The organism is Anaerostipes sp. AF04-45 (assembly GCF_003461725.1).
GTDB lineage: Bacteria > Bacillota > Clostridia > Lachnospirales > Lachnospiraceae > Anaerostipes > Anaerostipes caccae.
In genome coordinates this window covers 234,976-260,141 of sequence record NZ_QTXQ01000002.1, presented here as the reverse complement: position 1 = coordinate 260,141, position 25,166 = coordinate 234,976, and the positions used below count along the sequence as shown (strand labels likewise).

Below are 25,166 nucleotides of genomic sequence, written 5' to 3'. Positions count from 1 at the left end.
TATGAGTGTCGATGAACTCATAGGATATAAGCCGCAGATGACAAAGGAAGACATAAGGAAGCTTTATTTAAGGCTGGCAAAGGATTTCAGTCAAAAGCCGGCAAAAGAAGTATTTGAAGAATGCGACGGGATCTTGAAGAAGTATTATTCCTGTTTCCCTCTTATTATGCAGATGATCATTCTGTACATGAACCATTTTGTCCTGCTGAAGAAGCCGGAAGAACAGAAAGACGTAATGAAAACAGCGGCGGATCTCTGCCGGAGAGTGAAGGAAGAAAGCGGTGATGTCCTTCTCTCCTCTCAGGCAAACTCTCTGGAAGCCAGAATGGAACTGCTGGAGGGACATCCTGAAAAGGCGCTGGAACTACTGGACGAGGAAGTCAGGGCAAATTATTTTGATGAGGGTATCTTGTCGGAAGCGTACCGCATGCTGGGAAATGAGGTAAAGGCCAAAGAGACAGTCCAGATCAGTCTGTATCAGAATCTGGTGGGCGTGATGTCATTTATGATACAGGAGCTGACTCTGTATGAAAAAGATGAAGAAAAGTTTGAAATGCTTGTCCAAAGAGGCTGTCAGATCGCAGAGGTATTTGAAATGGATCTTCTGCATGTAAATGCAATGGCACAGTTATATTTTGCGGCAGCAGTAGGGTATATGGGACAGAAAAAGGAAGAAAAAGCACTTGCCATGCTTGAGAACTATGAGAGAGTCTGCCTGAATAATCTGCTGCCGTACACACTGCATGGGGATGATTTCTTTGATCTTGTCGATCCATGGCTGAATGAAATGTGCCTGGGAGTCCAGGCGCCGCGGGAAGAAAAACTGATCAAACAGTCAGTGACAGACGGGTTCAAACACCCGGCATTCGAGCCGCTCACAGGAAATCCCAGGTTTGAAGAGATAATAAAACGCATACAGAAAGAATGGAGGTTATGACGATGAATGAGTTAATGGAATATATGCCTTTTTTGATCCCCGTGATCATATTGGAACTGGTGCTGATGGTGACCGCCCTGGTACATGTGCTGAGACATCCGGATTACCGGTTTGGAAACCGCATATTTTGGATATTAATTGTCATGTTTATACAATTTTTAGGGCCGGTTGTGTATTTTGTATTTGGAAGAGGGGATGAATCATGAACGTATTGGAGATTCAACATCTTTCAAAACAGTTTGGGAGCCATCAAGTATTAAGAGACTTAAATTTTCAGGTTCCGGAGCACTCTGTATATGGATTTTTAGGCCAGAACGGAGCCGGAAAGACGACGACGATGAAGATCATCCTTGGACTTTTAAAGGCTGACAAAGGGGAAGTGAAGGTGCTGGGAGAACCGGTGCGCTACGGCTGTACAAAGACAAACCGCAGAGTGGGATATCTGCCGGATGTGCCTGAATTTTACGGCTATATGAATGCAGAGCAGTATCTGCGTCTGTGCGGGGAGATCACAGGTCTCACTTCAAAAGAGATAAGTTTAAGAAGCGAAGAGCTTCTCAGGCTGGTAGGGCTTTCGGAGGAAAAGAAAAAAATCCGCGGATATTCCAGAGGCATGAAACAGCGTCTGGGCATTGCGCAGGCACTGCTCAACGAGCCCAGGCTTCTGATCTGCGATGAGCCGACTTCTGCCCTGGACCCTCTGGGACGAAAGGAGATCCTTGATATCCTTTCAAAAGTCAGGGAAAAAACAACAGTGTTATTTTCAACCCATGTGCTGTCCGATGTGGAGAGAATCTGTGACCGGGCGGCAGTGCTCAAAGACGGCAGACTGGTCCTTTCGGGAAGCCTTGAAGAACTGAAGGCACAGCGCAGGAAAGACAGCCTCTGTCTGGAGACGGGCACGCCGGAAGGACAAAATCTGCTGGAATCTGAATTTCAGAAGAAGGGATATGTTTTTGAGGTTGAGAAAAAGAATGGAGTTTTAATTTTTCACACATCAGATATGGCCCGTTTGGAGACAGAGCTTATGATCTGCATGACAGAGCACAATATATGTCCAATGAAGATGGAAGTGCAGAAGCCGACCCTGGAAAACTTATTTATGGAGGTGATATCATGAGGGCGTACTGGGCGTTTACAAAAAAAGAGCTGCTGGAAAGTATCTGCACTTATAAACTGCTGATCCTCGGATGTATATTTCTGATGTTTGGCTTTTTGAACCCTGTCATAGCAAAGATTACCCCGGAGCTCGTGAAAAGTTTTATGCCCGGAGGCATCAGCATCGATCTTCCGTCTCCCTCAGCTGCGGATTCCTGGATGCAGTTTTTTAAAAATGTGCCTCAGATGGGGCTTGCTGTTTTAGCCATTCTCTTTTCCGGAATGATGGCAGGCGAGATTCAAAAAGGAACTTTAGTCTTGATGGTCACCAAGGGGCTTTCCCGGACTGCGGTGCTCTGCTCAAAGTTTACAGTGGCAGTCCTTTTGTGGACGGCGTCCTATGCGGTGTGTACGGGAGTAACCTATGGCTATACGGTTTATTTCTGGAAAATGGAAGGCATAGACCATCTGGTGGCTGCGCTTCTGGGGGTATGGCTGTTCGGGGTACTGCTGCTGGCCTCTGACCTTTTGGGAAGTGTGATTTCAAAGAGCAGTTATTCGAGTCTTTTATTTACCGGAATAATGGTCGCTGTGATGTTTCTGCTGAATATCGTACCGAAAATCCAGGAATTCAATCCGATACGTCTTGTATCCGAGCCGTACGGATTGATTACGGGGACCCTCAGACTTTCGGATTTTTCCGGGAACTTTCTGGCGGCGGGAGTGCTGCTGCTGATCCTCTTAGTTTTATCGGGCGCTGCCTTTGGAAAAAAACAGCTTTAAGAATTTGGTATCATATTGTAGAATGAAGGTTAGAAAATAAAACTTAGGAGAAACTAAGGATGAAGAGGATAGGAAAAGAGGAGCCGCTGTCTGAAGCCTTTGGTATCCGGGGCGGCATCCTTTCCATAGTGGGAGCAGGGGGAAAGACGACGTCGGTGTTCAAGATCGCAAGAGAGCAGGAAGCGATGGGAAAAAAGGTGCTGGTGACGACGACCACTCACATGGAATTGCCGGGAAAGGAGACTGTGCTTTCCGGAGATGCGGATGATATCATACAGAAACTGAAGCCGGGCCGGACCGTTACAGCAGGACTCCGTGACGGAGAAAAAATGAAGGGGCTGCCAAAAGAAGTCTTTCAGGCAGCCTCCTCTTTTGCTGACGTGACTATAGTGGAGGCGGACGGATCAAAAAAAATGCCGGTAAAGGCCAGAAATGAAACAGAACCGGTCATACCGGAGGGAACGGACCAGATCCTGATCGTGGCAGGGATGAGTGCTCTCGGCCGCCCCATAAAGGATGTGTGCCACCGGCCGGAGCGTGCGTGTAAAATTCTCGAAAAATCTAGTGAAGATTTTCTTAATTATGAGAATATTATGAAGCTGATCCGTATGGAATATGTTATAATGCTCAGAAAACAATACCCGGATGCGGAACTTCTTATCCTGCTGAACCAATGTGACACAAAAGAGCGGATGGATCAGGCTGCCCGTATAGGTATTTGTTTTGACAGCCAATATTCGGTCATTTTACGTTAGAGGAGTTCACATGTTTTTAAAGCAGGTATTGATCCAGGCAATGGATCTCGGAAAAATGATGCTGATAAGCGGAGCCGGTGTTTCCAGAGTGGAAGATACCATCGAGCGCATCTGTCTTGCATACGGGGCGAGGGAAGTTGAGGCGTTTACGATCACATCCAGTATAGTGGTCACTGTGACTACGGAAGACGGAGATGTGTTTACCCAGACGAAAAGAATTAAATATTACAAGACGGATTTTCATAAATTAGACCGGTTAAATGATCTTTCCAGATATGTGTGCAGGGAGAAGCCGGATATTGCTTATCTGGAGGAAAAGCTTTCAGACATTCGTCAGGAGCACATTTACACCCTGCCGGTGCAGTGCCTGATCGCATCACTGATTGCCGGGACGTTTGCAGTCTTTTTCGGAGGCGGATTTGTGGAAGGGATCATAGGGGCAGTCTGCGGAGCGGCGGTCTGGCGGCTGATGGCTTTTCTTCAGAAGCTGGATTCCAATATTATGTTTTCTGATTTTGCTGCAGCTTTCATGGTGGCCACTATAGCGTATATACTGGCGCATCTGGGGGCTACCAGAGATTACGGCACGATCATCATAGGAAATATAATGCTTCTTGTGCCCGGGGTGGCTTTTGTCAATTCTATCCGGGATATTATAGGGGGAGATGTGATGGCCGGTATGATACGGCTTTGTGAAGTGGTGGTGACAGCGGTATTTCTTGCGGCAGGTTCCTTCACTGCGCTTGTTCTGTGGGGAGGTGTCTTATGATTGCACAGGCGGTCCAAATACTTTCTTCATTTATTGGAGCTCTCGGATTTTCTATTTTATTTAATATGAGAGGAAAAAAGTTATTTTTTGCAGGACTGGGAGGCTTCGTCTCATGGACGGTTTACTTGGTCTTAGCTTCCATGACTACGAGTACATTTCTGCCGAATTTGGCCGCATCCATGGCGGCAACCATTTATGCCGAGGTACTTGCCAGGCTTTCCAAGAGTCCGGCTACTATATTCTTGATCGGGGCAATCATTCCCCTCGTGCCGGGAGGCCAGCTTTACTATACGATGAATTATGCGGTTGCAAAAAACTGGGGGCTGTTTGCCATGTATGGGCAGAGGACTCTGATCATCGCCATGGCAGTGTCCGGCGGGATTATGATGGTATCATCCGTATACCGATTGTACAATGGCCTTGTATTGGGCCGGGTCAAAAAGGAGAAACAGACAAACAAAAACGGAAACAATCCTGAATGAGAAGGATTGTTTCCGTTTTTCGTTATGCCAGGTATCTGAAAAGCTGAATGAACAGGGAACTGAATTTAAACAGGAGTTTCTTTGAACCTTCCGGTTCTTTTTGGGTCACTCCCTGTTTCGGGATATACTGTTCTTTTTTGTTTATTTCTAGGGACTGTTCTTTTAACTTGACCATGTGTGTTCTGAGTTCTCTGTTTAATTCGGGGCTGTCCAGCACGAGCATTGTCTCAGTGTCCAGATAGGTGCTTCTCATGTCAAAATTATAGGAGCCGATCACTGACAGCCGGTCGTCGATGGCGATGGATTTTCCATGGCAGGAGTGGTCTCCGAAAAACTCGAAGACCCTGGGGCCTGTTTTCAGGATTTTCGGCCGGTTTCTTGTATAGTCGGAGGAGGCAATGAAGTTATCGCCAACGGCCGTGGAGTTGATCAGCATTTCTACGTTGGGGACTTTCCCGGTCAGTTCCTCCATTCCCTGATACATATCCTTAGAGAAAACCGCATATGGTGTCTGGATCGTGACGTCTTTTTTGGCAGTCAGCATGAGCTGCTGCATCGTATACCACACATAAGGCTCCTTATTGCCGATGTGGATCGGGTTTGTCACAAAAGAAGCCTTTTTTACCGGAACGGTCTGTTTCATCCAGTCCGTCTTCAAAGGAAGTTTCTTTTTGATGGACTGATAGCGGCGGGAGAGATATTTGATCTCACTCTTTGTCTTTTCTTTCCGGGGATTTCCTTCTAAAACTGTTTTACAGTCTGAGGAATCCCATACTTTTTTGAAATAAGAAAGGACCTGGGGAATCGCTCCGTTCTTTTGCTCCGGTTTTTTGGAATAAAGAAGGACTTCCCGGTCATAGCCGATGCTTCCCCGGCTGTCGTCTCCAATAAAATAGTCAAACATGTTCCGGCCGCCCATGAGGAGGAGGGAACCGTCCGCAATCACATACTTGTCATGGAGCCGGCCGTTGATTGTCCACGGCTTTAAAAAATTTGGCTCATTGTAAAAACGGATTTCTATGTTTGGATGGCTTCCGGCGGCCTGAAATATTGTTTTTCCGTTCATGTGCAGCATTCCGTAGAGTCCGTCTACTAAAATCTGTACTTTGACTCCGCGGTCGGCGGCATCGATGAGAGCCGCAAATATATCGTCAGTGCTCTTTCCTTCCCGTATATCAAAGGTAGAGATGATGATGCTCTTTTTTGCATCCCGGAACATGGCAAGTCTTGTGTCCAGAGCGCCTTTGTTTGTCTCGACGATGCCGGCCCGCTCCCTGCCGGGGCCCGAACCGTAAAACGCCGGTACATCGACTGTTTTTTTATAGGAATCGCTGACTGTCTTTTGGAATGCAAAGGGCAGGCATGCCCCAGCCGCCTCATAAAGAAGGATCATCAGTATGAATAGCAGAATCCGTCTGCCTGTTTTTCTTTTTGTCTTCGCCATAGGTTCACCTTTTTCTTTCGCATATTCTTCATCTATTGTAACGCACCGGATATGGTTTTACAATATTTCAAAAAGTTGAGCTTTACAGCCGAAGTCTGATCTTGATTTTTGGAACATACAGGGGTTGTTTTTTTGAGTCAATGTCATATAATCAAACTAACTCATGAACCGGAACAGTCAATGGAAGGAGGCTGTTTTGAACGAAAAGTTTTTGAAACTGCCCGAAGAAAAACAAAGAAAGATCATTTATTCGGCGGTCCGGGTATTTGCGGAGAAGGAATATAGGTATGCCTCCACGGACAGGATGGCAGAACTGGCCGGAATATCAAAAGGACTGCTGTTTTTCTATTTCAAGAATAAAAAAACATTATACCTTTATGTGTATGATCACCTGATCGGCCTGATCGTGCGGCAGATGGAGGAGATGAATTTTAAAGAAGAACATGACTTTTTTAAACTGTTTGAACTGTCAATACGTGTAAAATCCGCACTGATGAAGGATAACCCGTATATCCACGGATTCCTTCTGAAGGCCAGATATGAAGAAAATGAGGCGGTGAAGCAGGAGCTTTCAGAGAGAAACAAGACCTTTTTAGAGGAGATGTTCCCGCGGTGGTTTCCAGAGGTGGACTTTTCAAAATTTAAAGAAAATGTGGATCCGCAGGACGTATTTATGCTGCTTTACTATCTGGGAGACGGATATTTAAGGGAGGCGGTGGGCAGAAATGATTTTGAACTGGACCGGATCTGTGAAGATTATGAGCGCTGGATGGACTGGATAAAGGGAAGCGTCTACCGAAAGGAGTATCTATGAATACGATTGAAATGAAACACCTGACAAAGGATTATGGAAACCAGAGGGGGATTTTTGACGTCTCATTTTCTGTAAAAAAGGGAGAAGTGATGGGATTCCTCGGCCCCAACGGTGCTGGAAAGACTACGGCGATCCGTCACCTTCTTGGATTTTCCACTCCGGATCACGGAACCTGTATGATCAATGGAATGGACTGTTTTCATAAAGCAAAGGATATTCACAGATCTCTTGGCTATCTGCCGGGAGAGATCGCATTTATGGATGATATGACGGGAAAGCAGTTTCTTAAATTCGCCGCAGACCTGAAAGGCATGAAGAATCAGGGCAGGATGCAGGAACTCATGGATATGTTTTCTCTGGACCCGCGAGGCCGGATCAAAAAAATGTCCAAGGGAATGAAACAAAAGATCGGCATCGTATGTGCATTCATGGATTCTCCGGATCTCTACATATTGGATGAACCAACGAGCGGGCTGGACCCTCTGATGCAGAACCAGTTTGTGGAACTGATCCTGGAGGAAAAAAAGAGGGGAGCGACGATCCTTATGTCCTCCCATATGTTTGAGGAAGTGGAGAGGACCTGTGACCGCACGGCGATCATCAGAGAAGGAAAGATTGTTGCCGTGGAAGACATGGGGACACTCGGAAAGAGCAAGCAGAAAATCTTTACGGTTACTTTGGGTTCAAAGGCGGAAGCAGAGGCAGTTTCCAGGGAGACAGACGGGGTAAGGCAGATCAAGGGAAACCGGGTCACGGTCGGCATCAGGGGAGAACTCTCAGAGTTTATCCGATGTTTAGGGAAATACCGGGTCTTAAATCTGACAGAACAGAAGCAGAGCCTGGAAGACTTGTTCCTGCATTTTTACGGAGGTGATTCTCATGAATAATATATTTGTCATGCCGCTCCTGAAACGGGAAATAAAATCCAACTGCAAAGTGTTCCTGATTATCGCAGCCGTGGCCTCCATGTATATCAGCGTCATGGTTTCCATGTTTGAACCCGGTCTGGGGGAGATGCTGGCAGAGTTTGAGAAGGCGATGCCGGGGCTCATGTCCGCCGCAGGGATGACAAATCCTGGGACGACCCTCCAGAGTTTTTTAAAAACCTATTTATACGGTTTTTTTATGTTCGTGCTGCCTATGATATATGAACTGTTTACGGCCAATAAGCTGGTGGCCGGATATGTGGACAGGGGTTCTATGGCATCCATTCTCTCCTCGCCACATTCCAGAAGAAAAGTCATCCGCACACAGGGATTTTTCCTGACAGCCAGCGTATGCCTGATGATCTTCTATATCACGGCGCTGGGCATTGTCTGCTCTGAGATGATGTTTCCGGGAGACTTGGAAATCGCGGAATTCCTCAGATTAAATGCGGGACTGCTCTGCCTCCATGTATGCATCAGCGGATTTTTCTTCTTTATGTCCTGTATCTGCAATGACACCCGCAGGTCCACAGGCATCGGGGTCGGTGTCTTTCTTGGTTTTTATCTGATACAGATGCTTTCAAATATGGGGGATAAGCTGGAAAATCTGAAATATGCCACGGTCTTTACTTTATTTGACGGGGATGCCCTTCTAAAGGGAGAGAGCAGGGCAGTTGCCATGTCGGGGATTCTGCTTTTGATCGGAATTCTGCTCTTTGAACTGGGGAAATACCGGTTTCAAAAAAGAGATCTTCCCCTTTGATAAAAGAGATTTCCTTAACACTTAAGGATTCCAGTGATATAATAGGGGACAGAAAACAAATTTTAGAAAAGAGGAACTGACATGTTAGGAAAACTGGGAAGAAACGATGCCTGCTGGTGCGGAAGCAATAAGAAATATAAAGCCTGCCACATGGCTTCGGACGAAAAAATAGAGACATTCGCGCGGCAGGGACATATTGTGCCGCCGAGATTTATTCTCAAAAACGGGGAACAGATCGAAGGAATCCGGGAGAGCGGAAAGATCAATACCGCAGTCCTCGACTATGTGGCAGAACATATCAGGGAAGGGATGACCACGGAGGAGATTGACCGTCTGGTCCATGAAAAGACGGAGGAACTTGGAGGCATCCCTGCTCCTTTGGGATATGAAGGCTTTCCGAAAAGCGTATGTACGTCCATCAATGAGCAGGTTTGCCATGGCATCCCCTCTGAGGATATTGTGCTGAAAGACGGAGATATTATCAATGTGGATGTGTCAACGATCTATAATGGATATTTCTCGGATTCATCGAGGATGTTCTGCATCGGAAATGTAAGTGATGAAAAGAAGAAGCTTGTGGATGTGACGAAGGAGTGTGTGGAACTAGGACTTGCGCAGGTGAAGCCGTGGGGCTTCATGGGAGATATGGGCCAGGCGGTCCACGATCACGCAGTAAAGAATGGATATTCGGTCGTGCGGGAAATCGGAGGACACGGTGTCGGGCTGGAGTTTCACGAGGAGCCGTTTGTCAGCTACGTCACGAAAAAGGGCACGGAGATGCTTTTGGTCCCGGGCATGGTATTTACCATTGAGCCTATGGTTAATATGGGAACCGATGAAGTCTACACTGACGGAGGAGATAACTGGAGCGTCTACACGGCAGACGGCCTTCCGTCCGCCCAGTGGGAGATTCAGGTACTCGTGACAGAGACGGGATATGAAGTGCTGGCTTATTAGGAGGTGTCTGTTTGTCTGCATATGAATGGTTGTTTAAGATGCTGAAGGAACGGGGGAAGGTGTTTTGTGCTACGATCCTCTCCGGGTCTGCGGCAGGAGAGAAATGCATTTACACTCAGGATGAAATGCATGGAAAGCCTTTGTGGAAGGAAATTCTTCCTGAACTCAGGAGGGTGGAGCAGACAGAGGTTGTTTCGATCGGGAAACGTGAGATTTTTGTAGAGCTCTTTCAGGAAGCCCCCAGGCTCGTTATTTTAGGAGCAGGGCATGTGTCACAGCCGGTCTGCCAGATCGGAAAGATCCTTGGATTCGACATAACGGTAGTGGATGACAGAGAAGAGTTTGTTACGAGAGACCGGTTTCCGTGGGCGGACCGTCTGCTCTGCTGTGATTTTGACTGCCTGCCGGAGGAAATATTCGGATATGAAAATACATTTTATGTGGCGGTAACCAGGGGACACCAGGGAGACCGGGCCTGTGCGAGAAGAGTCTTATCCCATCCCCATGCGTATTTCGGCATGATCGGCAGCCGCACGAAAGTAAAGATTACAAAAGATGCCCTGCTGGAAGAAGGGTTTTCTGCCGAGAAGGTAGAGTCTATGCACTCGCCGATCGGTCTGCCCCTTGGAGGACAGCTTCCGGAGGAGATCGCCGTGAGCATCATGGCAGAGATCGTGAAAGAAAAGAACCGCCGCTATACCGGCTTTGCGGATATGGATGTGGCAAATGCGGTCCTTGGGGGAGAACATGGAGTCATGCTGACGATACTTTCAAAGAGCGGATCTTCCCCGAGAGGAACAGGCAGCAAGATGTTCCTTGGAGAAGGAGGGACATCTTATGGAAGCATCGGGGGAGGCAGTATAGAGTTTACCGCATGCAGGGAGGTCGGGCACGTATCTGGCGTGCAGGTAAAGGAATACGACCTCTCAGCAAAAGATGCCTCTGACCTTGGAATGATCTGCGGCGGGCATGTCCGGATCCTGTTTGAAAGGATATAGAGATGAAGATTCACATGATCCTGCTGGCTGCGGGGTTCGGCAGCCGTTTTGGGTCCAACAAGCTTTTATATGAGATGGGCGGTAAACCTATGTACAGGCACACACTGGATGTGATGCTTTCGCTGGCCCGGGAAATGAAAGATGCGGACGTGACAGTGGTGACCCGCTATGAAGAAATTTACCGGGATGCAAAAGAAACCGGTGCGCTCTGCCTGATGAACCGGCACAGCGAACAGGGGATATCATCCTCGGTTCAGATCGGGCTGGAAGCTAATCTTCACCCCGGAAAGGATGCATACTATCTTTTCTTTACGGCCGATCAGCCGGAATTGAAGAAGGAGACGGTCAGGAGATTTTTGTCTGCTTTTTTGCGGACGGGAAAAGGAATCGGCTGTCTTTCGGAAAATGGAGTTCCGAAAAACCCGTGTGTGTTTCACAGCTGTTACACGAAGGAACTTCTCTCCATACAGGGAGACCGGGGAGGCAAGCAGGTCGTTAAGAGCCATCCGGAAGATGTGTTTTTATTTGAGGCCGGGTGGCAGGAACTGAGGGATATTGATACATTGGATCAGCTGAAGAATTAAAAAGTGGATTTTACACAGGATGGAAAGCCGTGTAAAATCCACTTTTGTTTATTTCATAAAAAGAAACTTGTCTTTCGGAAACCTGAGAAAGACTGTATCTTTTTTTATCTGGCCGTCCCAGAGCGTTTTCGGAAGCTCAAAACGCAGTCCTGTCCAGTCTCCGGACTTTTTATTCTGCTTTTCCCGAAAGAGAAGGATCATGGAGAAGGTATCTTCAATGATATTCGTGACCGTACATTCCATCGTGTTGGGCAGAGTTGCATCCGGTTCGATGGAAAAGTAATGGGCCCGGAAACCGGCATATTTTATATCTTTTGGCACAGGGACGGAAGATGTCAGGACAATGTTCCAGTCGGACGCAAAAAATGTGTGGTCATCAATATACTCTGCATGTGAAATGTTTTTGCATCCGGTGAGAAGTGCAGCTTCCAGAGATTCCGGATTTTGAAACAATTCCTTTTTGCGCTGTATGGTCTTAAGCCGTCCGTTTCCCATGACGGCGATCCGGTCGGACATCCGGTACACTTCGTCTCTGTTGTGGGAGACGAACAGGGCGGTTCCGGGAAAGTCCCGTATGATGTGCATCAGTTCCTGTTCCATCTGCCATTTCAGATAATCATCCAAAGCCGAAAAAGGTTCATCCAGCATGATCAGGGAAGGAGCGGATGCCAGCATCCTTGCAAGGGCCGTGCGCTGCTGCTGGCCGCCGGAAAGCTGGGAGGGATAATGGTCTCCGAGGCCGGACAAATAAAATTTTTCGATCCATGAGTCCGTAAAAGACCTGTCCCTGGAAGGAAGCCCGCAGGCTATATTTTCACGCACCGTCATGTGAGGGAATAAGGCATAATTTTGAAACAGATATCCTACCTTCCGGTCCCTTGCGGGCAGATTGATCCGTTTTTGGGAGTCAAATAAAACTCTGCCGTTAAGAACAATCCGTCCCCGGTCCGGTGTCTCGATTCCGGCAATGCATTTCAGGGTCAGGCTTTTTCCGCAGCCCGAAGCTCCCAAGATGGAAAGCATTTCATTGCCTGCCTCAAAAGAAGTCTTAAGATGAAACTCAGGCAGATGTTTTTCAATGTCTACATAAAGACTCATTTTGCCGCTCCTTTCTGCCGTATAAGGCGCACTTGAAAAGATGTCCAGAAATTCAAGGCGAGCATCATCACAAAGGAGAAACAGACGATGATCATGACCCATAGAAAGGCACTCTCACGGTCACCTGCCTGCACAGCCGTGTAAACAGCCACGGACATGGTCTGGGTTTTCCCGGGGATATTGCCTGCGATCATGATGGTGGCCCCGAATTCGCCGAGAGCCCGCGCAAAGGAAAGAATTGTCCCTGCAAGGATGCCCGGCCATGCCAGGGGAAGCATGATCTTTCGGAATATTTTTCTCTCTGTCATTCCAAGAGTCCTGGCGGCATACAGATATTCCGGATTGATCTGTTCAAAGGCGCCGCGGACCGTGCGGTACATCAGCGGAAATGAGACGACAGTGGAGGCGATGACCGCCCCCTGCCAGGAAAATATAAAGGAAAACCCAAACTGGGAAAAGAACTGTCCCACCAGGCTGTTTTTCCCGAAAGCCAGCAGCAGGAAAAAACCTACGACGGTTGGGGGCAGAACTAAAGGCAGAGTGAACAGGCCGTCGAGGACAGCCTGTCCGTGCTTCAGTTTTACAACAGTCCGGGCAGCACAGATGCCCAGAACGAAGGTAAAGATGGTAGCCGGCAAGGCTACTTTTAAAGAAATCCACAGTGGGGAGAGATCCAGCATTATTTTATCCTTTGGAAGCCGTAAGACTCAAACAGCTTCAGTATTTCATCAGTTTTTAAGTAATCTGCAAACTTCTGGGCTTCTTTCTGATGTCTGCTGTCTTTTAACACGGCCACCGGATAGATCACAGGGTAGGCAGCTTCCTTTGGAGCCCCACAGACTACTTTGACCTTTTTCGATAGTTTCGCATCCGTCATATAGACGACTCCGCAGTCCACTTCGCCGCTTTCTACCCAGGTGAGGACCTGACGTACATCACTCCCGTAGTTTGCTTTCTTCTTTATTTTATCCAAAATTCCGAGTTTTTGAAAGACTCCTTCTGAATATTGTCCGACAGGGACTGCTTTTGGCTCACCCAGCGCCACTTTTTTTACGCTTGAATCTGCCAGATCTTCAAAAGTTTTAATAGATGTCTGGCTGCCTTTTGGTACGATCAGTACAAGCTTGTTTTCCAGCAGATCCGTCCGGGATTTTTTACTGATCAGATTCTTTTTTGAGAGAGCATCCATCTGTTTTTGGGCAGCCGACATGAAAACGTCTGCGTCCGCCCCCTCTTCAATCTGTGACTGAAGTGCTCCGGAACTTCCGTAGGAAAAGCGAAGTTCCACATTGGGTTCCTTTTCTTTATATTTTTCGGCGATGTCCTTTGTCACATCCGTAAGACTGGCGGCCGCGGAAATGGTCAGTGTGACAGTTTTTTTTTCGGCTGCATTTTTGCCTTTGGAACTGCATCCGGACAGAACAGCAGCGCCCAGTACTGTGGCAGTAAGCATGACAAATATTTGTTTTTTCATTATTATCGTGTATCCTCCTGTATTTCATTTTTATATCTCTACTTTACCTGAAAAAGGAAAACCGTTTTATTTGAAAAGCAAATAAAAGACTGAAACTTCTTTTGGGAAGAAGAGGCTGCGGTGAATTTTCGGCTATTCATAGGTAAAAACTATAAATGAGTGAGGAGACCGGGTTCATAGATTCAAATAACAGGGAAATTGCGGGGATTGATATGGACGAAAAAATAGAAAATCAGCTGAACCTTTCTCTGAGTCTGACTCCTGAAGAACGGGAGAAGAGCAGAGACTTGGATGTGGGGTATGACAGGCAGCAGAATCTGTGGGAATTGATTATCAGGTATATCGGTGAGATCAGTCAGATTCCGGTTCCGGAAGGAGGAAGGCTGGAAGCCTTGAGCAATGAATATGCCATAGCTTATCTGCCCGAGGAATCCATCGATGCTTTTTCAAACCTTCCTCAGGTTATTTATATGGAAAAGCCTAAAAATCTTCTGCTGAGTGATCAGGCGGGGATTGCCGCCTCCTGTATTCTGTCGGTAAGGGATGGACAAAAGGGGCTCCACGGCGATGGAACCTATGTGGCTGTGATCGATACGGGCATCGATATTTTTCATCCGGATTTCATTGACGACCAGGGGAATACGGTGATTGAAACTTTATGGGATCAGACGATTCCGGGGCATCCGCCGGAAGGTTTTTATGAGGGGAGTGTATATACAAAGGAAGAGATAAACCGTGCGCTGAAGGCACCGGCGGCAGAGGGCAGGGAGATTGTGCCAAGCAGAGATACGAACGGGCACGGGACCCATGTGGCTTCCATCTGTGCGGGAAGGCAGGGCGTTGCAGACAAATCCTCTCTGATTGTGGTGAAGCTTGGAAATGCGACGGAACAGGGGTTTCCCAGAACGACACAGCTGATGACGGCTCTGGAGTACGTGATCCGTTACGCTGAGGCAAAGGGAAAGCCGGTCAGCGTAAATTTAAGTTATGGGAATAATTATGGAGACCACAGAGGAAATTCCCTGCTTGAAACATATATCAGCCAGATGGCAGGTCAGTGGCAGACCGCTGTCTGCATTGGAACAGGAAACGAGGGAGCATCAGGCAGGCACAGGCAGGGATGTTTAAGGCAGCCGGAAGATGTGATCTTTGCAGTGGCGCCGTATGAACAGAGCCTGAATTTGCAGCTGTGGAAAAATTATGTGGATGAATTCAGACTGTGGCTTCAAAGTCCCTCCGGAGAGCGAAGGGAGATCCAGGACCAGGAGGGCAGGACTGACTACCGGTTTGGGACGACAACGGTTTATGTCTATTATGGTTCTCCGACTCCTTATAACAGGCTTCAGGAAATCTATTTTGCCTTTGTGCCGCAGGGCAGTGAGATCGAAAGCGGTCAGTGGACCATTGTGATGGAACCGGGAAGGATTGTCAGAGGGGACTATTACATGTGGCTGCCTGTATCCGCCGGAACCAATGAGGGAACCAGATTTTTAGAACCCAGCCTGGATCTGACACTGACGATTCCTTCTACAGCAAGAAGTGTGATATCGGTGGGAGCCTACGATGTATTTTATAATTCTTATGCATCTTTTTCCGGAAGGGGAGATTTGAATATCTGTATGGAAAAACCGGATATTGTGGCTCCTGGCGTGGGAATTCTGGGGGCAAGTCCTGGCGGGGGAAATACAAGAATGAGCGGAACTTCCATGGCAACGCCGTTTGTGACGGGCAGCGCGGCACTTTTAATGGAGTGGGGGATTGTGAGAGGGAATGATCCATTTTTATACGGAGAGAAGATTAAGGCATACCTGCAGAAGGGAGCAAGGGAACTTCCGGGATTTAGTGAGTATTCAAATTCGCAGGTGGGGTATGGGAAGCTGTGTGTGAGGGACAGTCTGCCGATATAAAATGTTTTTATTTTAAAAAAATGTAGGATACACTAAAAAAAGAAAAAAAGGAATTTATATATGCAGGGGGTCTATACCAAACATAAAATTTATTTCGCCGGATTCTTGTTAAATCAATCCAAATGTAATATACTTCCTAAGTGGAGCATTATACCCGGAGCAGTAAAATTAAAATAGCAGCACATACAAAAGATAAAGCTGTTCCGGGTATAATTTCCCATGAATGCACAGGCACAGATAAAAAGTCGGAGAAAAATTTTCAGCTGTTTTGTTGTTTCATGCTTGACAGCTTCTTTTACTATATGCTATTCTGTCCCTGCTGTAAAAAAGCTATATATTTTTCTGTTTCTGATCACAAACAGAAAAATATATAGCTTTTTTACATGGAAAGGAGAAATTATGGATACTATTGCAAACCCAATGGGTACGAAAAAGGTATTTCCTCTGCTGATTTCTATGGCCGTGCCTCCTATGATCTCAATGATGATCCAGTCGCTTTACAATATCGTAGACAGTATGTTTGCAGCCAGGCTTGGTGTGAACGCTATCACTGCAATTTCACTGGCTTATCCTCTGCAAAACCTCATCTTATCCGTCGGTGTAGGACTGGGAGTGGGCATAAATGCCTGTATTGCCATGAGTCACGGAACAGGGGATACCAAAAAAGCAGATCAGGCAGCTGCCCACGGACTGGTGCTGGCCGGTCTTCATGCACTGGTTTTTATCGCTGCCGGCCTCCTGGGAATCCGTGCGTATCTTGGAATGTTTACAAAGGACCCGGAAGTCCTTTCCCTGAGCAGCCAGTATACATATATTGTCGTGCTGTTGTCTGCCGGTTCACTTGTTCATGTAGCAATAGAAAAGATTTTTCAGGCGATGGGTAATATGAAAGTGCCGATGATCCTGCAAGGGATGGGCGCCTTGATCAATATTATATTAGATCCTCTTTTTATTTTTGGGGTTGGTATCTTTCCTAAAATGGGAGTAGCAGGAGCAGCAATCGCCACAGTGATCGGACAGTGGAGCGCCTGCCTCCTCGCTGTTTTCCTCCTGTTTCGGAAGGAACATACCGTCCACATCCGGTTTCGCGGCTTTGCATTTGACCGGGAACTGCTCAAAAAGATTTATATGGTAGCAGTTCCGTCCGCCATCACCATGTCTCTGCCGTCTATATTGATCTCGATCCTGAATGGGATACTGGCCGGAATTTCAGAAGTGGGGATTGCAGTACTCGGCATTTATTTTAAAGTACAGACATTTATCTATATGCCGTCCAACGGTCTGATCCAGGGAATGAGGCCTATCATCAGTTTTAACTACGGGGCAGGAAGAGACGACAGAGTGAAAGAGACGATTCGGGACAGCCTTCTTGTCACCGGTGGGATTATGGCCGCAGGAACCATATTATTTGTTGTTTTTCCTGTGCAGATTATGGGATTGTTCCACGCTGGAGGAACGCTTCTTAAAATGGGAATCATGGCATTTAGGATCATCAGTATTGGCTTCCTGTTCTCTGCTGTGGGAGTCGTATTTTCCGGTGTCTTTGAGGCGCTGGGAAAAGGGAGCGCGTCTCTTGCCGTGTCTACACTGAGACAGTTTTTTATCATTCCGGTTCTTTCTTTATTCCTGGTTTCACGGATGGGAGTCAATGGAATTTGGGTTTCTTTTCCGGCAGCAGAGGCGGCAGCGGCTCTGGCAGCAGTCCTTTTATACCGGAAATACAGTAATAAAAGGTGAATTTTCGGACGTGTTGTGTTAAAATCTAAATGACTTGAAGTGAAAAGGAGAATATGACATGGATAAGAAATTAAAAGCAGTCCTGATCGCGGTCCTGGTTATTGTTCTCGGCGGTGCGGGATTTCTCGGATATGAGTATGTGACTCAGAAGCTTACGGCGAATGACGGAATCGAGATGCTCTCCAAAGGGGAATACCAGAAAGCGTATGAGGCATTTGAAAAAGCAGGAGGTAAAAAGACCATCCTGTGGACAAACCAGAAAAATGATGTGATGTTTTACCAGGCGGAATCGCTCTATCGGCTGAAGCGTTATAAAGATGCCATCCGTATCTATGACCGGATCATAGAGAAAAAGCCGCAGGGAAGGGCCTATGAATGGAAAGCACTTTGTTACATGGGATTGGGGCAGGAAGAACAGGCACTGGAGGTCTGCAGTGAAGGGATTCGTTCTCTGCCATCAGAAGGAGAGAGTTATTATGCCAAGTATAGTATTCTGGCAAAGCAGGAGAAGTACGATGAAGGGCTTTCTGTTGTCGGTGAAGCGTTGAAGCAGAATCTTACCACAAAGAAAAAAGATCTGATGTTTGCAAGGATCAGTCTTTATGAAGCAAAGTTTGACTTTAAAACAGCATACCGTTATGCAAAAGAATATGTAAAAGCCTATCCGGACGATGAAAAAGGGAAAAAAGAGGCTACATTTCTGGAGACCAGATAGATGATCTTCAAAGCAGTGTAAAAATGGAGTTCCGTAAACGGAGCTCTTTTTTTGTGCAAAAACGACAAATTCCATGGATAAAGTTTGTGTGAAATAAAGTTTTGTTTCTTAAATAAAAGTATTGACAAAATAAAATTTTATCGTTAAAATATAAACATAAAATATAGTTTCACAAAAAGTGATGAAGCAAAACTAAGTTACTCTAAAGGAGGATATGTATGAAACTGATCATCGCTGCCCACGGGCAGATGGCACAGGAAGTGGTCAATTCAGCCAATATGGTTTTCGGCGGAATTGAAAATGCGGAGGCCGTTACTTTTGTTCCTGGCGAAAATGCCGACGATCTGAAACAAAAGTACCAGAACTGTATGACAGAGGGAGAAGATGTACTGTTTTTGGTGGATTTGTTCGGAGGAAGCCCCTATAATGCGGCATTTCAGATCGCAGCACAGACTGAAAACACAGATGTGATTTCCGGACTGAGCCTTCCGATGCTCCTTGATGTGGTTGGCATCAGAGAGACATATGAAGAGATTCGTCCATGGGAAGTGTATGACAAGCTTGGAAAAGACACCTACATAAAATCATGCAGAAACTTATTAAACCGGCAGAATGAAAAAGAAGAGGAGGATGAATTATAATGAAAATCAATTTATGCAGGATCGATGACAGACTGATTCACGGACAGGTAGCAACTGTCTGGGCAAAAGAGGCGAATGCGGAAAGAATCATCGTGTGCAGTGACGAGGTGGCAAAGGACGATATCAGAAAGACACTGCTTTTACAGGTGGGGCCTCCGGGAATCAAAGTCAGCGTTGTCGATATCGCCAAAGCAATTCGTGTTTACAACAATCCTAAATATGAAAATGATACTGTGTTTTTATTATTTACATGTCCGCAGGATGTATTAAGAATGATCGAAGGCGGTGTGCCGATCACAAGTGTCAACATCGGAGGAATGGCTTTCAAAACAGGAAAAGAACAAATTACAAAAGCTGTGTCTGTGGATGAAAGCGATAAGGATGCTTTCCGCAAAATGCATGAGAGAGGCGTAGAGCTGGAAATCCGTCCGGTAGCCACAGACAATAAAATCGACTTAATGACAAAAATCTGATAGAGGAAAGAAAAGGGAGGAACTATTATGGGATTATCAGGAATTCAAATTGTATTGCTGTTTATCGTATCTTGTATCGTAGGAATGGGAAGTGTGCTGGATTCTTTTCAGACACACAGACCGCTGATCGCATGTACACTGGTGGGAATCATTCTCGGTGATGTAAAGACCGGAGTTATGCTTGGGGGTACTCTTGAGATGATCGCCCTCGGATGGATGAACATTGGAGCGGCACAGTCTCCGGACTCCGCACTTGCCAGTGTTATTTCTACCATTCTCGTTATCGTAGGAAATCAGTCTGTATCCGCAGGAATCGCCATCGCACTTCCGGTTGCAGTTGCAGGACAGGTGCTGACCGTGCTGGCAAGAACTGTCACAATCTTTTTCCAGCATGCGGCAGATAAATATGCGGAGGATGCAAACTTTAAGATGATTGACATCTGCCATATCACCGCTCTGGCAGTTCAGGCACTTCGTGTTGCTATTCCATGTCTTTTAGTGTCTATGGTTGTCAGTCCGACAGGGGTTCAGAGTATGCTGAACATGATCCCTGACGTGATTACAACAGGGCTTTCCGTAGCCGGAGGATTTATCGTAGTTGTTGGTTATGCAATGGTGCTGAACATGATGGGAGCAAAATATCTTATGCCGTTTTTCTTCCTCGGATTCGTCATTGCCGCATTCACAGACTTCAACTTAGTTGCGTTTGGTATCATGGGTATCGTATTCGGACTTATTTACATACAGTTAAATCCAAAATTTAATATGCCGAAAGCTGTTCCGGCAGCGGCTGCTCCGGCAGGAGGGGCATCCATGGATGCGGATTTAGATGACGACTTAGACGATGAATTAGATTAGGAAAAGGGAGGAAACAAGATATGAGTGAAGAAATCAAAAACACAGAAAATACTTTAACAAAAAAAGACCGTGTCAGTATGTTTTTAAGGAGCAACTTCCAGCAGGCATCTTTTAACTTTGAGCGTATTCATGCTCTCGGATTTGCATTCGACATGGTGCCGGCCATCAAGAGACTTTATCACACAAAAAAGGAACAGTCAGAAGCGTTAAAGCGCCATATGACCTTCTTTAACGTAACTCCGGCCTGCGTCGGACCGGTACTCGGTGTGACAGCAGCCTTGGAGGAAACAAAGGCAAACGGCGCGGACATCGATGAGGGAACCATCGGAAGCATCAAAATCGGTCTGATGGGACCTCTGTGCGGAGTCGGTGATCCGATCTTCTGGGGAACCCTTCGTCCGATCACGGCAGCAATCGGTGCATCCATGGCATTGACAGGAAACATTTTAGGACCGTTATTATTCTTTGTACTTTTTAACGCAGTTCGTCTGGCCGCATTATACTTTGGCTTGGAGTTTGGTTACAAAAAGGGACTGGACCTTGTAAAGAATCTGGCAGGAAACATGCTTCAGAAAGTTACAGAGTGTGCTTCTATCTTAGGACTGTTCGTCATGGGTGCTTTGGTTTCAAAGTGGACGACCATCAACGTTCCGCTTGTTGTATCTAAGGTTACCGCAAACGGAAAGACAACGGTCACAACCGTGCAGAACATTTTAGACCAGCTTATGCCGGGACTGCTGGGACTTGTTTTGACCTTAGTTGTCTGCCGCCTGTTAAAGAAGAATATCAGTCCGATCCTGATCATCTTTATCTTATTTGCAGTCGGCATCATCGGTTATGGATTAGGAATTTTAGGAGCATAGAGATTCTCTGGGAGGAGTGAAGAATGAAGACAAAAGCAGTAAGACTGTACGGACAGGAAGATATAAGACTGGAAGAATTTGAACTTCCTCCGATCAAAGAGGATGAGATTCTTGCTGAGGTCGTGACAGACAGCCTTTGCATGTCCAGCTATAAGGCGGCGATACAGGGTGAAAAACATAAAAAGGTGCCGGAAGACATCAATGAAAATCCGATCATCCTGGGGCATGAATTCTGCGGAGTGATCCTTTCGGTAGGTGAAAAATGGAAAGATCAGTTTCAGGCGGGTGACAAGTTTGTCATCCAGCCGAACATCGGGACGAAAAATGGTTTTGCTCCGGGGTATTCCTATCCTTATGCAGGGGGAGACGCCACAAAGATCGTGCTGATGAATCAGATCATGGAAAACGGTTCTCTTTTGAAATACAACGGGGAGTCCTTCTTTGAAGGCTCCCTGGTGGAACCGCTGTCCTGTGTGGTCGGAGCATTTAACGCACAGTACCACCACAAGAAGATGTACAGCTATGAACATGTCATGGGAGTCAAAGAAAATGGAAATATGGCGATCTTAGGGGCTACCGGTCCCATGGGATTCCTGGCTATTGACTTTGCGCTGCACGGCCCGAAGAGACCAAAACTGCTGGCGGTTACCGGCAGAACAGAATCTAAACTGGATCTTGCGAGGAAGCTGTATACAGAAGAAGAGGCGGAAAAACAGGGAATCAAACTTGTCTACGTCAATACGGGACAGATGGAAGACTTCAGCGGCCCTCTGCGGGAATTAACAGAAGACGGACGGGGATTTGATGATGTCTTTGTGTTTGCGCCGAATGAGCAGATGGTAACCCAGGGAGAGAAGCTTCTGGCCTTCGACGGATGCCTGAACTTCTTCTCAGGACCTGCCGACACCGGGTTTACGGCTCCTGTGAATTTTTACAATGTACATTATAATTCCACACATTTCATCGGTACAAGCGGAGGGAATACGGATGATATGAAGCAGTCGATCGAGCTGATCGAACATAAGATTGTGAATGTGGCAAAGATCGCAACCCATGTGCTTGGACTCGACCAGGTGGCTGAGACAACGAAGCAGCTTCCGAACCTTGGGGGAGGGAAAAAAGTCGTCTATACGCACAGGAAGTTTCCGCTGACCGAAGTTGACAAGCTCAGCGAAATAAGTGACAATAAATTAAAAGAAGGACTCGGTCCGATTCTTGAAAAACATGGTCACTTATGGAGCGCAGAAGCAGAAGCATACTTTTTAGAAAACGCTCCAGAGATTTGAAAGGGAGAGTTTTATGGCAAAGGAAGCAACGGTAAGGAATCAGATATTTTCTGCATATGACAGTCTGTTTGATGCCGAAAAGAAGGTTGCGGATTATCTGATGAATCATCAGGAAAAGGCAATCGAGATGTCAGTTTCTGAGCTGGCTGCGGCATGTGAGGCCAGCCAGGCTACGATCGTCCGGTTCTGTAAGAAAATCGGGTGCAACGGCTATCACCATCTGAAGATCAAGATGGCGAAGGAAATGCGGGAACAGGATGACCATGAGTTTTCTAATGAGATCAGTATCGACAATATCGAACAGTCACTGATGAATATTATGGCCAGCAAGATGGAGGAACTGAAAGAGACTCTGAGCAGCATCGACGGAAAGATGCTCAGGGAGATCATAGACCTGATCCTGAATGCCAAGGTAGTAGAGTTTACTGCCATGGGGAACACGATTCCGATCGCACTGGACGGATCTTATAAGTTCAATCAGCTCGGAATCCCGGCAGTCGGCTCTACCATCTGGGAAACCCAGGAAGCCTATGCGAGGACCATGAGAAAAGGTGATGTCATGATCGCCGTTTCCGCCTCCGGAGCTTCCAGACATCTGCTTAATATGGCCAACATTGCCAAGGAAAACGGAGTGAAAGTAGTTGCTATCACGAACCAGGCCAAGTCACCCCTTGCGGAGGCAAGTGACTATACGCTGGTGACCGCAACAAGGGAGCAGGTTTTCCACGATCAGGTCAGTTTTACAAGGATGGCTGCCATGGCAGTGATCGACAGCCTTTTCCTGCTGCTGTTTTCAACAAAGTGGGATTCTTTCAAAAACTTGACTGAACATGAACAGTCAGTGGCGGAAGATAAGATTTAAGTTTTTTATCACAGTTTTCGTTTCATTTTAATATCCCTCCTCCAATGGGTGATAAAAAACTTTTTTCATATAGATGTATTTTTACCGCATCAGAGCAAACAGAGTGTAGTATGAAAAACAAGCATTTAATTGGAGGATTTTTTATGAACGAATCATGGTTGGGCCTTGAAGGCAAGACAGTCATCGTAACCGGCGGGGCATCCGGAATCGGGAAAGCAGTTGCCCAGGAATTTTTAAATGTCGGGTGCAATGTAGTTGTTTCTGACATGGCGCCGGAAGCGCCGGAGTTTGACACTGCAGCCGGCAGGTTCCATTACGTGAAGACCGACGTGACCAGTGCAGAAGATGTGGATGCCATGGTAAAAGAAGTGGTGGACACATTCGGAACCGTAGATGTACTGGTGAACAACGCAGGGATCAATATCCCGAGACTCCTGGTGGACCCGAAAGAGCCGAAAGGACAGTACGAACTGGACGAAGCAGTCTGGGATAAAGTGTGCAGCGTCAACTTAAAGGGAGTGTTCTTCTGTGCACAGGCAGTGGGCAGAATCCTTGTGGAAAAAGGAGAAGGGGTCATCATCAACATGTCTTCAGAGAGCGGACTGGAAGGCTCCGAGGGACAGAGCGTGTACGCGGCGACAAAGAACGCAGTGAATTCCCTGACCAGAAGCTGGGCAAAAGAATTAGGGAAACAGGGAGTGCGCGTAGTAGGCGTGGCACCGGGCATCATGGAAGCGACAGGATTAAGAACGTTAGCGTATGAATCAGCGCTGGCTTACACAAGAGGGATCACAGTGGATGATTTAAGAGCGGGTTACAGCAAGACATCCACAACACCGCTCGGAAGATCCGGAAAGCTCTCCGAAGTGGCAGATATGTGTGTCTATCTGGCAAGCCAGAGATCTTCTTATGTACACGGTGTGACCATCAATGTAGCCGGTGGAAAGACCAGAGGATAAGAATAAAACACAAAAGTTGTATTACATAAGAAAGGTACTGCATGTTTAACGTGCAGTACCTTTTAATTTCATATACAAAAGCGGGTAAGGATTGCCCTGTTCGTCATGATCGGTTCGTTTACAGACCTGAAAGCCCATGTGTTCATAAAAGCCCCTGGCGAGCGGATTTTGTTCATTGACAGCCAGCTCATTGATGGAATAGTTTTCGATCCCATATTGAATTAACTTTTTTCCCAGGCCTTTTCCTCTTTCTTCCGGTGAAAGAAACAGCATTTCGAGTACTTGATTTTCCAGTCCCATAAATGCAACAGGACAGTTATTTTCGTCTTCTGCAATAATCAAATGAGAAATATTTTTTAATGCTTCCGGAACATATCTTTTAATATTTGATATTTCGTCAGCTGACAAAAAAAGATGTGTTTTTTTAACAGAATCCTCCCACACTTTTAACAGCTGTTCTATCAGCAATGGAGTTCTTTCTTTTACTTCAGTAATTCTCATATTTTCCCCCGTATAATATCTGATTTTTATTTTAATGTTTGTTTCTGATTATAACATGGAATGCAGCGGCGTAACCGCCGAGATAAAGAAAATATACCAGAAAATAATAATCCATAGTTCCTGCCGGATCATGTCTGATAGTATACAGCCAAAGGAGCACCGGAAGGATGATGCCGGCAATACATATGATATGTATGACATGGTTTTCTGTCTCAGCAGCGATATGTCTGCTGAAAAGGCTCAGCAGGACTCCGAGCAGTACAAAAAATATGCATTTTAGAATAAAAGGCTGCATGGTCATATCCGGACGATACAGCACCTGTTCTTCTGCCACGGTGATACCGTATGCCATTAGGTAGGAAACGGCAGGTGCCGCAAATATCAAAACTTTTTTCATAAGAGAGCTCCTTTCCTATATTCTGCATGTACTGCCGAAAATATATACTGTCTACATTATAAAAGAATTGGTATTCTATAACAAT

General features: G+C 46.4%; 29 protein-coding genes. 23 read left to right on the top strand and 6 right to left on the bottom strand.

All coding sequences use genetic code 11. The features are described from left to right. Position 1: 1 nt before the first annotated feature. From DWV34_RS04195 to DWV34_RS04165, 7 genes are read left to right on the top strand one after another with little or no spacing between them, the layout of a single operon-like run. The gene (locus DWV34_RS04195) at positions 2-937 is read left to right on the top strand and encodes a transcriptional regulator (RefSeq protein WP_243000813.1); all 936 of its coding nucleotides are present in this window, start codon (positions 2-4) and stop codon (positions 935-937) included. A 2-nt stretch (positions 938-939) separates the two neighbouring features. Then, complete coding sequence (locus tag DWV34_RS04190) at positions 940-1,143, top strand: PLDc N-terminal domain-containing protein (RefSeq protein WP_009290401.1); 204 nt, start codon at positions 940-942, stop codon at positions 1,141-1,143. After that, positions 1,140-2,057, top strand: coding sequence for an ABC transporter ATP-binding protein (locus tag DWV34_RS04185; protein ID WP_006569020.1), 918 nt, complete (start codon positions 1,140-1,142; stop codon positions 2,055-2,057). The genes DWV34_RS04190 and DWV34_RS04185 overlap by 4 nt, the downstream gene beginning before the upstream one ends. Beyond that, positions 2,054-2,818, top strand: coding sequence for an ABC transporter permease (locus DWV34_RS04180; protein WP_009290404.1), 765 nt, complete (start codon positions 2,054-2,056; stop codon positions 2,816-2,818). The genes DWV34_RS04185 and DWV34_RS04180 overlap by 4 nt, the downstream gene beginning before the upstream one ends. A gap of 59 nt (positions 2,819-2,877) precedes the next feature. Continuing rightward, positions 2,878-3,573: a selenium cofactor biosynthesis protein YqeC gene (gene yqeC, locus DWV34_RS04175; protein WP_118475526.1), complete on the top strand. Its 696-nt coding sequence runs from the start codon at positions 2,878-2,880 to the stop codon at positions 3,571-3,573. 10 nt (positions 3,574-3,583) lie between these two features. Further along, entirely contained in the window at positions 3,584-4,342 is a 759-nt protein-coding gene (locus DWV34_RS04170) for a threonine/serine exporter family protein (RefSeq protein WP_009290406.1), read from the top strand. Continuing rightward, positions 4,339-4,824 carry a threonine/serine exporter family protein gene (locus DWV34_RS04165; RefSeq protein ID WP_022260886.1) on the top strand — a complete coding sequence of 162 codons (486 nt, stop codon included), beginning with the start codon at positions 4,339-4,341 and terminating at the stop codon, positions 4,822-4,824. Before DWV34_RS04170 ends, DWV34_RS04165 begins: the two co-directional genes overlap by 4 nt. Before the next feature lie 22 nt (positions 4,825-4,846). Here DWV34_RS04165 and DWV34_RS04160 read toward each other — a convergent pair whose 3' ends face one another. Further along, the gene (locus DWV34_RS04160) at positions 4,847-6,268 is read right to left on the bottom strand and encodes a phospholipase D family protein (protein WP_009290408.1); all 1,422 of its coding nucleotides are present in this window, start codon (positions 6,266-6,268) and stop codon (positions 4,847-4,849) included. A 196-nt stretch (positions 6,269-6,464) separates the two neighbouring features. Here DWV34_RS04160 and DWV34_RS04155 point away from each other — a divergent pair, with 196 nt between their 5' ends. From DWV34_RS04155 to DWV34_RS04130, 6 genes are all read left to right on the top strand, one after another. Next, positions 6,465-7,082 carry a TetR/AcrR family transcriptional regulator gene (locus tag DWV34_RS04155; protein ID WP_009290409.1) on the top strand — a complete coding sequence of 206 codons (618 nt, stop codon included), beginning with the start codon at positions 6,465-6,467 and terminating at the stop codon, positions 7,080-7,082. Beyond that, positions 7,079-7,969: an ABC transporter ATP-binding protein gene (locus DWV34_RS04150; RefSeq protein WP_009290410.1), complete on the top strand. Its 891-nt coding sequence runs from the start codon at positions 7,079-7,081 to the stop codon at positions 7,967-7,969. Before DWV34_RS04155 ends, DWV34_RS04150 begins: the two co-directional genes overlap by 4 nt. Then, positions 7,962-8,771 carry an ABC transporter permease subunit gene (locus DWV34_RS04145; RefSeq protein WP_009290411.1) on the top strand — a complete coding sequence of 270 codons (810 nt, stop codon included), beginning with the start codon at positions 7,962-7,964 and terminating at the stop codon, positions 8,769-8,771. The genes DWV34_RS04150 and DWV34_RS04145 overlap by 8 nt, the downstream gene beginning before the upstream one ends. 81 nt (positions 8,772-8,852) lie before the next feature. Continuing rightward, complete coding sequence (locus DWV34_RS04140; protein WP_009290412.1) at positions 8,853-9,728, top strand: methionyl aminopeptidase; 876 nt, start codon at positions 8,853-8,855, stop codon at positions 9,726-9,728. Positions 9,729-9,739: 11 nt separating this feature from the next. Continuing rightward, positions 9,740-10,726, top strand: a complete 987-nt coding sequence (locus DWV34_RS04135) for an XdhC family protein (protein ID WP_009290413.1) — start codon at positions 9,740-9,742, stop codon at positions 10,724-10,726. A gap of 2 nt (positions 10,727-10,728) precedes the next feature. Then, positions 10,729-11,310, top strand: coding sequence for a nucleotidyltransferase family protein (locus tag DWV34_RS04130; protein WP_022260885.1), 582 nt, complete (start codon positions 10,729-10,731; stop codon positions 11,308-11,310). Between the two features lie 48 nt (positions 11,311-11,358). Here the strand turns inward: DWV34_RS04130 and DWV34_RS04125 are convergent, their stop codons facing one another. Genes DWV34_RS04125 through modA form a run of 3 tightly spaced genes read right to left on the bottom strand, consistent with a single transcriptional unit; the run spans position 11,359 to position 13,882 of the window. Beyond that, complete coding sequence (locus tag DWV34_RS04125; protein ID WP_022260884.1) at positions 11,359-12,408, bottom strand: sulfate/molybdate ABC transporter ATP-binding protein; 1,050 nt, start codon at positions 12,406-12,408, stop codon at positions 11,359-11,361. Next, positions 12,405-13,088: a molybdate ABC transporter permease subunit gene (gene modB / locus DWV34_RS04120; protein ID WP_187115073.1), complete on the bottom strand. Its 684-nt coding sequence runs from the start codon at positions 13,086-13,088 to the stop codon at positions 12,405-12,407. Before modB ends, DWV34_RS04125 begins: the two co-directional genes overlap by 4 nt. Then, positions 13,088-13,882, bottom strand: coding sequence for a molybdate ABC transporter substrate-binding protein (gene modA / locus DWV34_RS04115; protein ID WP_118475523.1), 795 nt, complete (start codon positions 13,880-13,882; stop codon positions 13,088-13,090). The genes modB and modA overlap by 1 nt, the downstream gene beginning before the upstream one ends. Positions 13,883-14,037: 155 nt before the next feature. Between modA and DWV34_RS17925 the strand changes: the two genes are divergently transcribed. From DWV34_RS17925 to DWV34_RS04065, 10 genes are all read left to right on the top strand, one after another. After that, positions 14,038-15,789, top strand: coding sequence for a S8 family peptidase (locus DWV34_RS17925; protein ID WP_009290418.1), 1,752 nt, complete (start codon positions 14,038-14,040; stop codon positions 15,787-15,789). 399 nt (positions 15,790-16,188) lie between these two features. After that, positions 16,189-17,526 (top strand): MATE family efflux transporter, encoded by a 1,338-nt coding sequence (locus tag DWV34_RS04105; protein WP_009290419.1) that lies wholly within the window; start codon positions 16,189-16,191, stop codon positions 17,524-17,526. Positions 17,527-17,584: 58 nt separating this feature from the next. Then, a complete protein-coding gene (locus DWV34_RS04100; RefSeq protein WP_006568996.1) occupies positions 17,585-18,241 on the top strand; it encodes a CDC27 family protein in 657 nt (218 codons plus the stop codon). Between the two features lie 218 nt (positions 18,242-18,459). Continuing rightward, positions 18,460-18,882 carry a PTS sugar transporter subunit IIA gene (locus tag DWV34_RS04095; protein ID WP_006568995.1) on the top strand — a complete coding sequence of 141 codons (423 nt, stop codon included), beginning with the start codon at positions 18,460-18,462 and terminating at the stop codon, positions 18,880-18,882. Next, positions 18,882-19,355, top strand: a complete 474-nt coding sequence (locus tag DWV34_RS04090; protein ID WP_006568994.1) for a mannose/fructose/sorbose PTS transporter subunit IIB — start codon at positions 18,882-18,884, stop codon at positions 19,353-19,355. Before DWV34_RS04095 ends, DWV34_RS04090 begins: the two co-directional genes overlap by 1 nt. Before the next feature lie 27 nt (positions 19,356-19,382). Further along, the gene (locus tag DWV34_RS04085; protein WP_006568993.1) at positions 19,383-20,213 is read left to right on the top strand and encodes a PTS mannose/fructose/sorbose transporter subunit IIC; all 831 of its coding nucleotides are present in this window, start codon (positions 19,383-19,385) and stop codon (positions 20,211-20,213) included. Positions 20,214-20,233: 20 nt separating this feature from the next. Next, complete coding sequence (locus DWV34_RS04080; RefSeq protein ID WP_006568992.1) at positions 20,234-21,076, top strand: PTS system mannose/fructose/sorbose family transporter subunit IID; 843 nt, start codon at positions 20,234-20,236, stop codon at positions 21,074-21,076. Positions 21,077-21,099: 23 nt separating this feature from the next. Beyond that, positions 21,100-22,362 (top strand): zinc-binding dehydrogenase, encoded by a 1,263-nt coding sequence (locus tag DWV34_RS04075; protein ID WP_009290420.1) that lies wholly within the window; start codon positions 21,100-21,102, stop codon positions 22,360-22,362. 13 nt (positions 22,363-22,375) lie between these two features. Further along, positions 22,376-23,224, top strand: a complete 849-nt coding sequence (locus DWV34_RS04070) for a MurR/RpiR family transcriptional regulator (protein WP_006568990.1) — start codon at positions 22,376-22,378, stop codon at positions 23,222-23,224. A 143-nt stretch (positions 23,225-23,367) separates the two neighbouring features. Next, positions 23,368-24,183 (top strand): SDR family oxidoreductase, encoded by an 816-nt coding sequence (locus tag DWV34_RS04065; RefSeq protein ID WP_039930519.1) that lies wholly within the window; start codon positions 23,368-23,370, stop codon positions 24,181-24,183. 45 nt (positions 24,184-24,228) lie between these two features. Here the strand turns inward: DWV34_RS04065 and DWV34_RS04060 are convergent, their stop codons facing one another. Together DWV34_RS04060 and DWV34_RS04055 are read right to left on the bottom strand one after the other, a co-directional pair. After that, entirely contained in the window at positions 24,229-24,684 is a 456-nt protein-coding gene (locus DWV34_RS04060) for a GNAT family N-acetyltransferase (protein WP_022260814.1), read from the bottom strand. 31 nt (positions 24,685-24,715) lie between these two features. Then, positions 24,716-25,081, bottom strand: a complete 366-nt coding sequence (locus DWV34_RS04055) for a hypothetical protein (protein WP_009290422.1) — start codon at positions 25,079-25,081, stop codon at positions 24,716-24,718. Positions 25,082-25,166: the final 85 nt, after the last annotated feature.

Excerpts from the sequence above, each read along its gene's own strand:
- DWV34_RS04195 (WP_243000813.1), top strand. The coding sequence starts at position 2 with ATGAGTGTCGATGAACTCATAGGATATAAGCCGCAGATGACAAAGGAA.
- DWV34_RS04190 (WP_009290401.1), top strand. The coding sequence starts at position 940 with ATGAATGAGTTAATGGAATATATGCCTTTTTTGATCCCCGTGATCATA.
- DWV34_RS04185 (WP_006569020.1), top strand. The coding sequence starts at position 1,140 with ATGAACGTATTGGAGATTCAACATCTTTCAAAACAGTTTGGGAGCCAT.
- DWV34_RS04180 (WP_009290404.1), top strand. The coding sequence starts at position 2,054 with ATGAGGGCGTACTGGGCGTTTACAAAAAAAGAGCTGCTGGAAAGTATC.
- yqeC (WP_118475526.1), top strand. The coding sequence starts at position 2,878 with ATGAAGAGGATAGGAAAAGAGGAGCCGCTGTCTGAAGCCTTTGGTATC.
- DWV34_RS04170 (WP_009290406.1), top strand. The coding sequence starts at position 3,584 with ATGTTTTTAAAGCAGGTATTGATCCAGGCAATGGATCTCGGAAAAATG.
- DWV34_RS04165 (WP_022260886.1), top strand. The coding sequence starts at position 4,339 with ATGATTGCACAGGCGGTCCAAATACTTTCTTCATTTATTGGAGCTCTC.
- DWV34_RS04160 (WP_009290408.1), bottom strand. The coding sequence starts at position 6,268 with ATGGCGAAGACAAAAAGAAAAACAGGCAGACGGATTCTGCTATTCATA.
- DWV34_RS04150 (WP_009290410.1), top strand. The coding sequence starts at position 7,079 with ATGAATACGATTGAAATGAAACACCTGACAAAGGATTATGGAAACCAG.
- DWV34_RS04145 (WP_009290411.1), top strand. The coding sequence starts at position 7,962 with ATGAATAATATATTTGTCATGCCGCTCCTGAAACGGGAAATAAAATCC.
- DWV34_RS04140 (WP_009290412.1), top strand. The coding sequence starts at position 8,853 with ATGTTAGGAAAACTGGGAAGAAACGATGCCTGCTGGTGCGGAAGCAAT.
- DWV34_RS04130 (WP_022260885.1), top strand. The coding sequence starts at position 10,729 with ATGAAGATTCACATGATCCTGCTGGCTGCGGGGTTCGGCAGCCGTTTT.
- DWV34_RS04125 (WP_022260884.1), bottom strand. The coding sequence starts at position 12,408 with ATGAGTCTTTATGTAGACATTGAAAAACATCTGCCTGAGTTTCATCTT.
- modB (WP_187115073.1), bottom strand. The coding sequence starts at position 13,088 with ATGCTGGATCTCTCCCCACTGTGGATTTCTTTAAAAGTAGCCTTGCCG.
- modA (WP_118475523.1), bottom strand. The coding sequence starts at position 13,882 with ATGAAAAAACAAATATTTGTCATGCTTACTGCCACAGTACTGGGCGCT.
- DWV34_RS17925 (WP_009290418.1), top strand. The coding sequence starts at position 14,038 with ATGAGTGAGGAGACCGGGTTCATAGATTCAAATAACAGGGAAATTGCG.
- DWV34_RS04105 (WP_009290419.1), top strand. The coding sequence starts at position 16,189 with ATGGATACTATTGCAAACCCAATGGGTACGAAAAAGGTATTTCCTCTG.
- DWV34_RS04100 (WP_006568996.1), top strand. The coding sequence starts at position 17,585 with ATGGATAAGAAATTAAAAGCAGTCCTGATCGCGGTCCTGGTTATTGTT.
- DWV34_RS04095 (WP_006568995.1), top strand. The coding sequence starts at position 18,460 with ATGAAACTGATCATCGCTGCCCACGGGCAGATGGCACAGGAAGTGGTC.
- DWV34_RS04090 (WP_006568994.1), top strand. The coding sequence starts at position 18,882 with ATGAAAATCAATTTATGCAGGATCGATGACAGACTGATTCACGGACAG.
- DWV34_RS04085 (WP_006568993.1), top strand. The coding sequence starts at position 19,383 with ATGGGATTATCAGGAATTCAAATTGTATTGCTGTTTATCGTATCTTGT.
- DWV34_RS04080 (WP_006568992.1), top strand. The coding sequence starts at position 20,234 with ATGAGTGAAGAAATCAAAAACACAGAAAATACTTTAACAAAAAAAGAC.
- DWV34_RS04075 (WP_009290420.1), top strand. The coding sequence starts at position 21,100 with ATGAAGACAAAAGCAGTAAGACTGTACGGACAGGAAGATATAAGACTG.
- DWV34_RS04070 (WP_006568990.1), top strand. The coding sequence starts at position 22,376 with ATGGCAAAGGAAGCAACGGTAAGGAATCAGATATTTTCTGCATATGAC.
- DWV34_RS04065 (WP_039930519.1), top strand. The coding sequence starts at position 23,368 with ATGAACGAATCATGGTTGGGCCTTGAAGGCAAGACAGTCATCGTAACC.
- DWV34_RS04060 (WP_022260814.1), bottom strand. The coding sequence starts at position 24,684 with ATGAGAATTACTGAAGTAAAAGAAAGAACTCCATTGCTGATAGAACAG.
- DWV34_RS04055 (WP_009290422.1), bottom strand. The coding sequence starts at position 25,081 with ATGAAAAAAGTTTTGATATTTGCGGCACCTGCCGTTTCCTACCTAATG.